Here is a 12,111-nt window from a genome sequence, read left to right as displayed (position 1 = left end):
CGCTCAGGTTGTACCAATGCTGCATGCAGTGAATGCGTAGCATGGTTTCCAGCGGATAAGGTCGCCGGCCATTACCAGCCTTGGGATAAAACGGCTCGATGACTTCCACCATGTTTTGCCATGGCAGAATCTGCTCCATGCGGGACAAGAAAATCTCTTTTCTGGTCTGACGGCGCTTACTGCTGAATTCACTGTCGGCGAAGGTGAGCTGATGACTCATGATGAACCCTTTTTCATGGCTCCAGATGACAAACATGATCTCATATCAGGGACTTGTTCGCACCTTCCCTCACCGGCAGGGGCTTGACGCACACAATTCGGCAGGGATGGGATAATCCGTTTTCTCTATGCAGGTTCTGACTATGACGCGCAGCAACTCCTTGGAGTAACGCCCCAGGCGTTTAACGTCTCCAACAACGGCAGGATTTTTTTGTCCTGCCGTTGTTGTTTTCCTATCTCGCCGCCTGATCCACCAGATAGAGGATGCTGTGATAGGGAATGCCAGCATGCTGGCTAAGCCCCATTTCGCAGGTGCGGCTGTTGCTGAATCCCTGGCGGCAATCCCTGGGGACCTGAACGGGCAGGCTGGCAAGCGCCGCGGCGTTGAGCTCAGGCGTCATCAGCCCCTTGTCGCCGGCAAAGCCGCAGCACTGGATATGCTCAGGGATTATCACCTCGCGGGCACAGGCGCGGGCCACCGCCAGCATCTTATCGCCGAGCCCCATGCGCCGGCTGCTGCAGGTGATATGGAGCATCACTGTCTCATCGATGGGGGTCAGCTCAAGGTGGGGCAGCAGGTGTTCCAGCACAAAGGCAGAGGGCTCAAACACCCGAAGGCCCTTGCCGAGTGCCCCCGAGAGCAGTCGCTGCACGCAGGGGCTGGTATCGAGCAGCACGGGCCAGCGGCCCTGCTCGCTTGCCTGCCACAATGCCTCGGCCAGCTCACTGCGCTTGGCGGCAGCCACCTCGACCATCCCCTTGCTGTCATAGGGCATGCCGCAGCAGAGCCCCTCGATACCTTGCGGCACTATGACCCGGCAACCCGCTTTATTGAGGAGTGATTGCACCACGTCCGGCAGTGACGGGGCTTCCTCCTGCTGGCCGAACACCCGGCTGGCGCAGGACGGCAGATAGACCACGGCGCGATCCTCTCCAATGTCCTCGCTGGATCCGCCATGGCTCCCCTCCCCTTGCGGCCACAGGTAGCGGCTCGGCCCCGGCAGTGTGGGCAACCAGGCGGGTGTGCGCTGGCCGCTCAGATGGCGAACCCCGTTCACCAATCCTGCCAGCGCCTTGTCTCCCAGCACCTTCCCGGCAATGGCTTTGAAGCCGAGGGCCCCACGGGCCGTGCGGGTAACGCCGGCGAAATGATCGGCGCTCCAGCGGGCGATGGGCACGAAGCGCTGGTACTTGTCAGAGCGCAGCTTCTTGATGAGCGCTCCGGTGTTGATGCCCACCGGGCAGCGATCGGCGCACAGCCCGGTGGCGGCGCAGGTGTCGATGCCCTGATAGTCAAACAGCCGGGCAAGATCCCCTGCAACTTCACCGCTGCGACCACGGCGCGACAACTCCCGATAGAGCACGATGCGCTGGCGCGGCGAGAGCGACAGGGTGCGCGAGGGGCAGACCGCCTCGCAAAAGCCGCACTCGATGCACGGATCCACGATGGCATCGCTCGCCGGCATGGGCTTGAGATGGGCCAGGTGGGCCTTGGGGTCATCGTTGATGATGACGCCGGGATTGAGCAGGCCGTCCGGGTCCAGCAGCGCCTTGATGCGGCGCATCAGCGCCATCCCCTCCGGCCCCCATTCCAGCTCCACATAGGGGGCCATGTTGCGGCCGGTGCCGTGCTCGGCCTTGAGAGACCCGCCAAAGCGCACCGCGACGAGCTCCGCCACCGCGTCCATAAAGGCGCCGTAGCGGAGCACCTGGGCCGGATCGTCGAACCCCTGGGTAAAGACGAAGTGCAGGTTCCCCTCCAGCGCGTGGCCGAAGATGATGGCTTCACCGTATTCGAAGCGATCGAACAGGGCTTGCAGCCCCGCCACCCCTTCGGCCAAGCGCTCGATGGGAAAGGCGACATCCTCGATGATGACGGTGGTGCCGGTGGTGCGCACCGCCCCCACCGCCGGGAAGAGCCCCTTGCGAATGGCCCAGAGCCCGGCGCTGTCGCTGGTAAAAGGCACAGAGGCGACCTGAGCGAACTCGGCCGCCATGCCCATCACCTGCTCGCAGCGATCCACCAGCGCCTCTTTCGATTCCCCATGCACCTCCACAAGCAAGGCGCAGGCAGCCAGATCCAGCGTCTTGATAAAGTCCGGCAGACCGGGCTTGCCCGCCACCGAGCGAAGGGATCGCCCATCCATCAGCTCCACCGCCGCCACCGGCGCACTTTTCAGGCGCGAGGTGGCCAGACACGCCTGCTCGGCGTCCCGGAACACCAGCAGGGCCGAGGCCTTGTGGGGGTATTCGGGCACGGTATCGAGCACCACCTCGGCGATAAAGCCGAGGGTTCCCTCCGAGCCGATCATCAGGTGGGTGAGGATATCGACGGGATCCTCATGATCGAGCAGGGCGTTGATGGCGTAGCCGGTGGTGTTCTTGAGCCGGTACTTGTGGCGGATCTTGGCGGCAAGCTCGGCATTCGCCAGCACTTCGGCACGCAGGGCGGCGAGCCCGTCCAGCAACTCCGGGCGCTTGGCCGCAAAGGCGGCGCGACTGTGAGGGTCGCCGCTCTCCAGCACGGTGCCATCGGCCAGCAGCAAGGTCATGGCGTGCAATGTGTGATAGCTGTTGTGGGCGGTGCCGCAGCACATGCCGCTCGCGTTGTTGGCGGCGATGCCGCCGAGCTTGCAGGCGTTGATGGAGGCGGGGTCCGGCCCAATCTTGCGCCCCAGAGGCGCCAGATAGCGGTTGGCATCGGCGCCGCTCACCCCGGGTTGCAGGGCGATGCGCGCCCCCTCGTCCAGAATGCGGTGGCCGCGCCAGCTGTCGGTCAGGGTGATGAGCACCGAATCACTCAGGGCCTGGCCCGAGAGGCTGGTGCCGGCGGCGCGAAAGGTGCACGGCAGGTGCAATTTGCGGCACACCGCCAGCACAAAGCGCACTTCATCGAGGGAGTCGAGGCGCACGATGCGCTCGGGCACCAGCCGGTAGAAGCTGGCGTCCGTGCCGTGGGCGAGGCGCAAGTCCGGGTCGCTCACCAGCCGCTCCGGCGGGATGCGCTCAAGCATGGCGGCGTCAAATTCATTCCAGCGCATCAGCAATCCTCCACCAGCACGACCAAGAGGCGGCTCGGGCCGTGGGCGCCGTAGGCCAGGGTCTGCTGGATGTCGGCGGTCTTGGAGGGGCCGGAGACCAGCAACAGATTGGTGGGCATGGCCTGCTGCCAGCGCCCGGCCTCTACCAGCCCCGCCAGGTTGTCGGCGATGGTGGAGGCCGCCAGCAGGGCGATATGGCAGGGTGGCACCAGGGACAAGGTGCGCGGCTCGCCGCCATCGGGCAGCAACACGAGCGTCCCGGTATCGGCGATGGCCCCCGCGCAGTGGGTGATGCCCGCCTGACAGGCATCGAACAAATCGTCCTTCCAGCTTGCGAACTCGCCAGAGGGGGTCAACACAGATCGCCCGGCGCAAGCGGCCGCGATTTCGACTTGCCAGCGGCCGCCCTGGCCACAGGCCAGACTCGTCACGCCCTCTTCATCCAGCCAGGCGGTCAGCTCCCGGGCCAGGCTTGCCTCCTTGACGGTGAGGATCTCAGCGTGGCTGGCGCAGATCCCGGCAACAAAGCGCTCGCGCCGTGCGTTGTCATCTACCCCGCGCCAGGGCTGCCAGGCGTGCGGTGCGTGGGCAATGGGGGTGGCGGCGCCGCGCAGGCGGTTCAAGATAGCCTCTTTGCTCGACATCTCAGGACTCCTTCTTCTTCTGGCGCAGCAGGGCGTGCAGGCTCTGGGGGGCGGGTTTGGGGGCCTCGCGGCACTGGGTCCAGGGGCCCAGGTGTTTGGGCATCAAGCCCCGCAGGCGACCGGCCACCCCGGTTGCGGCGTGGTAGAGGCGCGGGTGGGTGGCGGCAAAGGCAAAGCCCTGCATGGCAAGGGTCTCGAGCCGGCTTTTGGCCGCCCCCTGCCCCGCCAGCGGTTCGTGACCGGGCTGTGCGTTGTGCTTGGCCTCCCGGCGCAGGCGCTGCAACATGTCGGGAATGGGGATGCGCACCGGGCACACCTCGCCGCAGGCACCGCACAGGCTCGAGGCCGTCACCAGATCGCTCGTGCTTTCCAGCCCCAGCAGGTGGGGGGAGATGATTTTGCCGATGGGCCCCGGGTAGATGGTGCCGTAGGCGTGGCCGCCGATGCGGGTGTAGACCGGGCAGTGGTTCATGCAGGCGCCGCAGCGGATGCACTGCAATGTCTTGCGCAGCTCCTCATCCCGGTAAGCCTGGCTGCGGCCGTTGTCCAGCAGCACCAGGTGTACCTCGTCCGGGCCGTCCAGCTCCCCTGCCCGGCGCGGGCCGCTGATGACGTTGAAGTAGGTGGTGATGGCCTGACCGGTGGCCGAGCGGGTCAGGGCGCTGTAGAGGGGCGGCACGTCGGATAAGCACTCCACCACCTTCTCGATGCCGGTGATGGCCACGTGCACTTTCGGCACCGTGGTGCACATACGCCCGTTGCCCTCGTTCTCGACGAGACACAGGCTGCCGGTCTCGGCCACCGCGAAGTTGACGCCGGAGAGCCCCATGCCGGCGCGGCGAAACTCTTCGCGCAGGGCCCGCCGCCCGGTCTGGATCAGGGCGTCCACGTCCGTGGTGGGGGTGAAGCCTTCCAGGTTGCTTGCGAAGGTGTCGCTCACCTCCTGCTTGTTCTTGTGGATGGCGGGCATGATGATGTGGGACGGGGTGTCGCCGTCGAGCTGGACGATAAACTCCCCCATGTCGCTCTCAAGGCAGCGGATGCCGTGGCGCGCCATCTCGTGGTTGAAGCCTACCTCCTCGCTCACCATGGACTTGCCCTTGACGATGCTGCTCACCCCGTTTTTTTGGGCGATACCGAGGATGATAGCGTTGGCCTCGGCCGGCGTCTGGGCCCAGTGCACCCGGATGCCGTTGCGCTCACAGTTGGCTTCGAGCTGCTCCAAAAGGTCCGGCAGGCGCGAGAGACAGCGCTGGCGAATTTGCTCCGCCGCATCGCGCACCGCCGCTTCTTCCTGCGGGTCGGCGAAGGCATCCCGGCGCTTGGCGCGCAGGTAATCCATGGCGCCGCGAAAATTCTGGCGCAGCACGGGGTCGGCCAGGGCCGCCTCGGCCTGGGGATGGAAGCGGCGCGGCGAATACTTGGCGTGATCAGACATGGGGCTGGGCCTCTTTGGTATGAGCCAAATCGCTAACAGCGGCGCCGTTATGAGCTATTTCGTCACTGTCGGGGCGGCTGTGGGCGAGCAGGAAGCTCGCCAGGTGGGTGGCAGGCAAGATCCTGCCCTGATAGGCCAGGGATCCCTTGATGTTCAAGAGGCACCCCCAGTCGGCGCTCACCAAGGTGTCGGCGCCGGTGGCCAGCAGGTGGCGGGTCTTGTCCTCCACCATGGCCTGGCTGATGTGGGGGTGGCGCACCGAGAAGGTGCCGCCAAAACCGCAGCACTCGCTCTCGTAGGCCTGTTCATGCAAGGTGACGCCATCGAGCTGCCCCAGCAGGCTGCGGGCCGTGGTGTGTACCTGCATCTCGCGCCGGGCCGAGCAGGAGGTGTGCATGACGATGCTCGCCTCCCCCACCCCGTGCCAGCGCACCCGGCAGACCCGGGCCAGAAACTCGGTGAGCTCGAACACCCGATCGCAAAAATCGGCCACCTCGGGGCTCTCGGGGAAGAGGCGGCGGTAGTGGTGGTGCATCATGCCGCCGCAGGAGCCCGACAGCACCACCACCGGCCAGGGCTCGGGGAAGAGCGCCATCTGGCTTTGCGCCACCTTGCGCGCCTCCTCCTCGTGACCCGAGGTGTAGGCCGGCTGCCCGCAGCAGGTCTGTTTCTCGACAAAGTGCACCCTTATCCCTTCCCGCTCGATCAGGGCGATGGCATCGAGCCCCGCCACCGGGTCGAACAGGTCCACCAGACAGGTGGCGTAGAGATAGACATCGGCCGGCTTGGCCGGGTAGACCCGCATTACCTTCATCACTTGCTCTCCTTACTTGAGCTGCAGCAGTGCGTCCGAGATGTGGAAGCTGTACATGAGCACCAGCCCGATAAGGCCGGTGACCAGCAGGTAGTAGAGGGTCGGCAGCGCCGTCTTGCGCAGCGTCGCCCCCTCACGGCCGAGCAGCCCCACGGTGGCCGAGGCCGCCACCACGTTGTGAATGGCGATCATGTTGCCCGCAGCCGCGCCGACTGCCTGCAGGGCCAGCATGGCGGCGGTGGAGACCCCCAGGGTCTGGGCCACCTCGAACTGGAACTGGCTGAACATCATGTTCGATACCGTGTTGGAGCCGGCGATAAAGGCCCCCAGCGCGCCGATGGTGGCGCTGAGCGCAGGGAAGAACTCCCCCACCAGCCCGGCGGCAAAATTCGCGGTGGTCACCGGCATGCTGGCGAGATCCGCCCCGTTGACGCCGGAGTTGATGAAGATGCGCACCATGGGCACGGTGAAGATGAGCACGAAACCGGCGCCGATCAGGGTGCGGCTGGACTCCCCCAATGCCCGACCGAAGGGGGCGAGGGAGCGCGACTGCAGCCAGGTGGCGAGCAGGGCGCAAAGTACCAGCAGGCCCCCCGGCAGGTAGAGCGGCTCAATGGAGGAGCTGACCCCCTTCTCCCCCAAGAGGTCTGTGAAGGCGAGGCTCACCGACAAGAGGCTTGCCTTGAACTCCGGGCTCACCCGGCTCGCCACCAGCAGGAGCGCCAGCGCCACATAGGGGAGCCAGGCCAGCATGAGCGACATGGGGCGACCAGCGGCCTCTTTGAGATCGAGCTTGAGGGAACCCAGCCACTCGGCGGGCCACTCGTTCTCGGGGGCGAAATCCCAGGAGTTCTTGGGCACCAGAAAACCGGCTCGCGCCGCCGTCACCACCAGGGCCAGCCCCACCAGACCGCCGATGAGGGACGGGAACTCGGGGCCGAGCAGCATGCCGGTGAGGGCATAGGGGACGGTGAAGGCGAGCCCGGCGAATATCGCGAAGGGCAGGATGGAGAGCCCCTCTGTCCAGCTGCGGTTGCGGCCGAAGAAGCGGGTCAGCATCATCACCATCAGCACCGGCATCAGGGTGCCGACGGTGGCGTGAATGAGGGCCACGTTGGTGGTCACCTGCTGCAAATAGATGTCCCAGCTGCTGCCACCGGCGCTCAGGGTCTGGCCGATGGCCTGGTTATCCAGCCCCTTGTTGATGCCCACCAGGATGGGGGTGCCCACTGCGCCGAACGACACCGGGGTGGACTGGATCATCATGCCGAGCAGCACGGCGGCCAGCGCCGGAAAACCGATGGCCACCAGCAGCGGCGCGGCGATGGCGGCCGGGGTGCCAAAACCCGAGGCCCCTTCGATAAAGGCGCCGAAGCACCAGGCGATGATGATGGCCTGGATGCGCCTGTCCGGCGAGATGTTGGTAAAACCGCCGCGAATGGCGGTGATGGCGCCGGTGTGTTTGAGGGTGTTGAGCATCAGGATGGCGCCGAACACGATCCAGAGCACGGTCACCGTGATCACCAGCCCCTGCAGGGTGGAGGCGAAGACCCGGGTTGGGCTCATCTGCCAGCCCCAGAGGGCGATGAACACGGTCAACAGGAAGGCGACGGGCATGGCGCGCTTGGCGGGCCAGTTGAGGCCGACCAGCAGCACGGCGGCCACCAGGATCGGCGAGAAGGCCACCAGGGCCAGCAGGGTGTCTGTCATCATTGCGTCCTTGTCCAGAGGGGTGCAGAGGCGCACCTTGTTGTTGTTTTGTTAAGCGGACGTGACCTTACCCTGTTCCTTTTTCGCGATATATGGAAATAATGAACAACATTCGTTCCAAAAGTTGATCAATATGGCCAGTACCGACGACCTCATCCTCTTCGCCCAGGTGGTGGAGGCCGGATCCTTCAGCAAGGTAGCGGAACAAAATTCCCTGACAAATTCAGTGGTTAGCAAGCGGATCGGGCGTCTTGAGGAGGAGCTCGGGGTCCAGCTCCTCTATCGCACCACCCGCCGGCTCACCCTGAGCGAGGCGGGCAAGGCGCTCTATCAAGGTGCCAAAAATGTGAAGGCCGCCGCACTGGACGCCTTCGACGCGGTGGCGGGATTTGGTGAAAAGGTGAGCGGTCATGTGCGGATGTCGGTGCCCACCATCTCGGGGGAGCTCTTGCTCGCCGATGCGGTGGCCGATTTTTGCCAGCAGCACCCGGGGCTCACGGTGGAGATGTCGCTGGACAACCGCTTCGTCAACCTGGTGGAAGAGGGGTTCGATCTGGTCATTCGCACCGGCTATCTGGATGACTCGAGCCTGATTGCCCGCCACATTCTCGACTCCCAGTGGGTCATCTGCGCCGCCCCCGCCTATGTGCGCCGCTTCGGGGCGCCGCGGGAGCCGTCAGACTTGCTCGCCCACAACTGCCTGCGCTACGCCTACCAGAGCACGGGGGCCTCGGAGTGGGCCTTCAAGGGGGAAGAGGGCAACTATCTGGTGTCGGTGTCGGGGAGCTTTTCAACCGACAACGCCGGCGCCCTGCGCAAGGCGGCGCTGGGGGGGCGCGGCATCGTCTATGTGCCGCGCTGTCTGGTCTATCACGACCTGATGCAGGGGGATCTGGTGGACTTGTTTCCCGACCGGGTGGGCAAGAAGCTCGGCATCTACGCCGTCTACCCCTTCACCCGCCAGCCGCCGCGCAAGATAAGGCTGCTCATCGAGCACATCCGCCAGCGCTATCTGGAGATTGGCCACTACTTCCTCTGAGGCCCTTGTCGGGCCTCAGAGGGCGGATGACGCCGCCTGACGGGAGAGAAACGCCAGGGACTGGCGGTTGAAGTGATCCGGCTGCTCCACGTTGCAGACGTGGCCGCACTTTTCGATGATTTCGAGGCGGCTGTAAGGGTCGCGGGCCACCTGCTCGCGCACCGGGGCGAGGAACATGTGATCCTCCTCCCCCATCACGTAGAGGGTGGGAATGGGCAGGGCCCGCTCGCGAAAGTAGCGCATCAGGGGGTTCACCTCGGTGGCGAGACGGAACCAGCGCTTGAACTCCTTCTGGCACAGCTTTCTGGCCTCGCGCACGAAGAGGTTGCGGGACTCCTGATGGTGCTGGCGCGGCATGATGATGAAGGCGAACAGGCGGTAGAGCCACATGTAGGGCAGGAAGTGCTGGCCGAGGCGACCAAGCTGCACCAGCACCCGGGAGCGGATGTCGAGACGCAGGATGGCGCCGCCGAGCACCATGCTCTTGACCCGCTCGGGGCGAAGCTCCGCCAGGTGGCGGATGAGGATGGTGCCAAGAGAGATGCCGACAAAATGGGCGTGGGGGATGCGCAGGTGATCCAGCAGGCGCAGGATATCCTCGGTCACGGCCCGAAAGCTGTAGTGCCCCTTTACCACCTGCTGCAGCTGGTTGGACTGGCCGTGACCGCGAAGGTCCAGCAGCAGCACGTTGAAGTGCTCCCGGTAGGCCCGCAACTGCTTGAACCAGATGGAGGAGCTGCCGCCCGCACCGTGCACGAACACCACCCAATCCCGATCGGGACCCAGTTCAAAGGTCTTGTGGTACAACATCTCATGGGCTCCCGGGGTGATGGGGGGTATACTCGGCGCGCATATTAACAGAAGGCTCACCCCGGTGAACATGCTTCCACCATGATCGGACCAGCCTGGAGTCCCCATGACCCTCGTTCAATTGCGTGAATTTTTGCTCAGCCAGCCCGGCGCCACCGAGGACACCCCCTTCGGCCCGGAGATCCTGGTCTACCGCATCGCCGGCAAGATGTTTGCCCTGGTGGACTGGCAGGCGGAGCCCCTCTCCATCAACCTGAAGTGCGAACCCGAGCTCGCCCTGCTGCTGCGGGAGATCCACCCCGAGGTGAAACCGGGCTGGCACATGAACAAGCAGCACTGGAACACGGTGACCCTGAGTGAAGGCCTGTCTGACGATCTCTGGCAGGGCTGGATAGTCCACTCCTATGAGCGGGTGGTGGCGGGTCTGCCCAGGGCGAAGCGGCCCCAGGCCCCCCGCGCGACCATCAGGGAGGGTTGATCCATGCCGTCTCTTTCTTCTCCTCGCATCGTCCCCCTCGAGGAGGCGCACATACCAAGGCTTTTGGATCTGTTCGAGCAGTCGGTACGCCGCCTGGGGCCTGCACACTATAGCCCGGAGCAGGTGGAGCAGTGGGCCAGGGGCGCCCATCACCCGGGGCTTGCCAGCCAGTTGCGCGAGCACCATGGCTGGGTCATCGAGCAAGACGATGTGCCCCTTGGCTTTGCCACCCTGAGCGATGACGGTCATCTCAGCCTGCTCTACGTGAGCGCGGATCATCCGCGCCAGGGGCTCGGCACCCTGCTGCTGGAGCGGGTGCTGGCAGCCGCCAGCCAGATGGGACTTGGCAGCCTCACCACGGAGGCGAGCGCCTTCAGCCTCGCTCTCTTCCTGCGTCACGGCTTCCTGCTGACCGGATTGGAGACGGTGGAGCGCGGCGGTGTCCAATTTATCCGCCATCGGCTCCACTGCCGCTTGCCATGACGGGTTCAGCCACTAAAATACGCACCATTTCCCCAAGGCAATGAAGAAAGGGCAGCCATCATGGTGGTAGAGAGCGACGGTTACATTGCGCTGATCGAGTATCTGGTAGAGAGTCTGGGTCTGTTCGAGAGCCAGCAACAAGGCGGCGGCGCCCAGACCATCGAGGATCTGGTGAGCAGCCGGGTGGCCGACAACCTGATGGCCATCTGCGAGCAGAACCCCCAGCTCGACCCCAAGGTGCGCTTCCTGATCATGCAGGAGGCCGATGCCGTGGTCGCCGACCTGGAAGAGGTGCTCTCCGCCGTCTGGTTGTCCGCCCCCAGCGAAGCCCAGCAAGCCTTCCTCATCGAGTTCATCGACCTCATCAAGAACCTGTTCGACAGCACCATCAGCTGACCCCCCCCCTGCCGTGACGGCAAGGGGACGAGATGCAATGAGGCGAGGAGTGAGGCGGGACGCCCAATGAAAAGGGCCGCCTCATCGGGCAGCCCTGCTTGCTAGCATTGTCAATTCATCGCGCTTGTCAGAGTAATGAATTTCGGGGCAAAAAAATGTGTCTGGTCTTGGCAACCATCCGTGGTCGCTACCCTGTTGGTCAGCCAGGGTTCAGTTTAGTTCCCCACCTGACGCATTTTTTTCAATTATTTTTCATCACAATGACACGGGGGCCTGATGGCCCCCGTGGTATGCAATGACGCCTCAGCGATTCAGGCTGGGAGGCAGGCAGACGCCGATGCCCCCCAGGCCGCAATACCCCTCGGGATTCTTCTCCAGATATTGCTGGTGATAATCCTCGGCGTAATAGAAGGGGGCCAGCGGCAGGATGCGGGTGGTGATGGTGCGCCCGTCACCGCTCGCCGTCATGGCCTGCTGGTAGGCGGCCAGGCTCTGCTGGGCAATCGCCTCCTGGGTGTCGTCCCCGACGAAGATGACGGAGCGATACTGGGTGCCGATGTCGCCACCCTGGCGCATCCCCTGGGCCGGATCATGGTGTTCCCAGAACAGCTTCACGAGATCCCCATAGCTGATGACCTTGGGATCGAACACCACCTGCACCGTCTCGGCGTGGCCGGTCAGGCCGCTGCACACCTCCTTGTAGGTGGGATTGGGGGTCAGCCCCCCCTGATACCCGGCGGCGGTGGAATAGACCCCGGGCTGCTGCCAGAACAGACGCTCCACACCCCAGAAACAGCCCATGCCGAACCAGGCAAGCTCCATCCCCTCGGGCCAGGGCCCCTGGGTCGGGTGGCCGTTTACTGCGTGCACCTGGCCAATCTCCAGCGCTTCCCGCCGTCCCGGCAGCGCCTCTGCCGGTGAAATAATCTGCTCCATATGCCCTGTCCTTGTATAAAACCCCGCGCAATGCGGCTGACGAAAAGGAACACCGAAGATATCAGGTTATTAGCCCGGATCAACCAGGGAGCGGCCCCCGGGG

The 12,111-nt window shown here is 64.6% G+C and carries 12 protein-coding genes; 4 read left to right on the top strand and 8 right to left on the bottom strand.

Translation table 11 applies throughout. The features are described 5' to 3' along the window. From C3418_RS20380 to C3418_RS20350, 6 genes are all read right to left on the bottom strand, one after another. On the bottom strand, positions 1 to 220 hold a 220-nt coding region (locus C3418_RS20380), incomplete at its 3' end, for an IS5/IS1182 family transposase (protein ID WP_024176516.1). A 232-nt stretch (positions 221 to 452) separates the two neighbouring features. Continuing rightward, on the bottom strand, positions 453 to 3,260 hold the full coding sequence (locus C3418_RS20370) for an FAD-binding and (Fe-S)-binding domain-containing protein (RefSeq protein ID WP_103859147.1): 2,808 nt from the start codon (positions 3,258 to 3,260) through the stop codon (positions 453 to 455). Continuing rightward, positions 3,260 to 3,904, bottom strand: a complete 645-nt coding sequence (locus C3418_RS20365) for an LUD domain-containing protein (protein WP_041212865.1) — start codon at positions 3,902 to 3,904, stop codon at positions 3,260 to 3,262. The genes C3418_RS20370 and C3418_RS20365 overlap by 1 nt, the downstream gene beginning before the upstream one ends. Before the next feature lies 1 nt (position 3,905). Next, positions 3,906 to 5,342: a LutB/LldF family L-lactate oxidation iron-sulfur protein gene (locus C3418_RS20360; RefSeq protein WP_041212864.1), complete on the bottom strand. Its 1,437-nt coding sequence runs from the start codon at positions 5,340 to 5,342 to the stop codon at positions 3,906 to 3,908. Then, the gene (locus C3418_RS20355; RefSeq protein WP_080989992.1) at positions 5,335 to 6,156 is read right to left on the bottom strand and encodes a (Fe-S)-binding protein; all 822 of its coding nucleotides are present in this window, start codon (positions 6,154 to 6,156) and stop codon (positions 5,335 to 5,337) included. Before C3418_RS20355 ends, C3418_RS20360 begins: the two co-directional genes overlap by 8 nt. 12 nt (positions 6,157 to 6,168) lie before the next feature. After that, positions 6,169 to 7,866 (bottom strand): L-lactate permease, encoded by a 1,698-nt coding sequence (locus C3418_RS20350; RefSeq protein WP_052815658.1) that lies wholly within the window; start codon positions 7,864 to 7,866, stop codon positions 6,169 to 6,171. 61 nt (positions 7,867 to 7,927) lie between these two features. Here C3418_RS20350 and C3418_RS20345 point away from each other — a divergent pair, with 61 nt between their 5' ends. Beyond that, the gene (locus tag C3418_RS20345) at positions 7,928 to 8,905 is read left to right on the top strand and encodes a LysR family transcriptional regulator (RefSeq protein ID WP_080989993.1); all 978 of its coding nucleotides are present in this window, start codon (positions 7,928 to 7,930) and stop codon (positions 8,903 to 8,905) included. A 15-nt stretch (positions 8,906 to 8,920) separates the two neighbouring features. Here the strand turns inward: C3418_RS20345 and C3418_RS20340 are convergent, their stop codons facing one another. Next, positions 8,921 to 9,715 carry an alpha/beta fold hydrolase gene (locus C3418_RS20340; protein WP_010674369.1) on the bottom strand — a complete coding sequence of 265 codons (795 nt, stop codon included), beginning with the start codon at positions 9,713 to 9,715 and terminating at the stop codon, positions 8,921 to 8,923. A gap of 106 nt (positions 9,716 to 9,821) precedes the next feature. Between C3418_RS20340 and C3418_RS20335 the strand changes: the two genes are divergently transcribed. From C3418_RS20335 to C3418_RS20325, 3 genes are read left to right on the top strand one after another with little or no spacing between them, the layout of a single operon-like run. Beyond that, positions 9,822 to 10,193 (top strand): MmcQ/YjbR family DNA-binding protein, encoded by a 372-nt coding sequence (locus C3418_RS20335; protein ID WP_039038958.1) that lies wholly within the window; start codon positions 9,822 to 9,824, stop codon positions 10,191 to 10,193. Positions 10,194 to 10,196: 3 nt separating this feature from the next. Further along, positions 10,197 to 10,676 carry a GNAT family N-acetyltransferase gene (locus C3418_RS20330; protein ID WP_029314371.1) on the top strand — a complete coding sequence of 160 codons (480 nt, stop codon included), beginning with the start codon at positions 10,197 to 10,199 and terminating at the stop codon, positions 10,674 to 10,676. A gap of 60 nt (positions 10,677 to 10,736) precedes the next feature. Further along, positions 10,737 to 11,072 (top strand): DUF3802 family protein, encoded by a 336-nt coding sequence (locus C3418_RS20325; protein WP_010674366.1) that lies wholly within the window; start codon positions 10,737 to 10,739, stop codon positions 11,070 to 11,072. A gap of 303 nt (positions 11,073 to 11,375) precedes the next feature. Here C3418_RS20325 and msrA read toward each other — a convergent pair whose 3' ends face one another. After that, positions 11,376 to 12,008, bottom strand: coding sequence for a peptide-methionine (S)-S-oxide reductase MsrA (gene msrA / locus C3418_RS20320; protein ID WP_010674365.1), 633 nt, complete (start codon positions 12,006 to 12,008; stop codon positions 11,376 to 11,378). Positions 12,009 to 12,111 lie beyond the last annotated feature (103 nt).

Source organism: Aeromonas sp. ASNIH8, assembly GCF_002919855.1.
GTDB classification, from domain to species: Bacteria; Pseudomonadota; Gammaproteobacteria; order Enterobacterales; family Aeromonadaceae; genus Aeromonas; species Aeromonas caviae.
The sequence above is the reverse complement of the archived record's forward strand: the minus strand, read 5'-3'. Positions and strand labels throughout refer to the sequence as shown.

Bases quoted from the DNA above. Each gene is read 5' to 3' on its own strand.
- C3418_RS20370 (WP_103859147.1), bottom strand. From the start codon at position 3,260: ATGCGCTGGAATGAATTTGACGCCGCCATGCTTGAGCGCATCCCGCCG.
- C3418_RS20365 (WP_041212865.1), bottom strand. From the start codon at position 3,904: ATGTCGAGCAAAGAGGCTATCTTGAACCGCCTGCGCGGCGCCGCCACC.
- C3418_RS20360 (WP_041212864.1), bottom strand. From the start codon at position 5,342: ATGTCTGATCACGCCAAGTATTCGCCGCGCCGCTTCCATCCCCAGGCC.
- C3418_RS20355 (WP_080989992.1), bottom strand. From the start codon at position 6,156: ATGAAGGTAATGCGGGTCTACCCGGCCAAGCCGGCCGATGTCTATCTC.
- C3418_RS20350 (WP_052815658.1), bottom strand. From the start codon at position 7,866: ATGACAGACACCCTGCTGGCCCTGGTGGCCTTCTCGCCGATCCTGGTG.
- C3418_RS20340 (WP_010674369.1), bottom strand. From the start codon at position 9,715: ATGTTGTACCACAAGACCTTTGAACTGGGTCCCGATCGGGATTGGGTG.
- C3418_RS20335 (WP_039038958.1), top strand. From the start codon at position 9,822: ATGACCCTCGTTCAATTGCGTGAATTTTTGCTCAGCCAGCCCGGCGCC.
- C3418_RS20330 (WP_029314371.1), top strand. From the start codon at position 10,197: ATGCCGTCTCTTTCTTCTCCTCGCATCGTCCCCCTCGAGGAGGCGCAC.
- C3418_RS20325 (WP_010674366.1), top strand. From the start codon at position 10,737: ATGGTGGTAGAGAGCGACGGTTACATTGCGCTGATCGAGTATCTGGTA.
- msrA (WP_010674365.1), bottom strand. From the start codon at position 12,008: ATGGAGCAGATTATTTCACCGGCAGAGGCGCTGCCGGGACGGCGGGAA.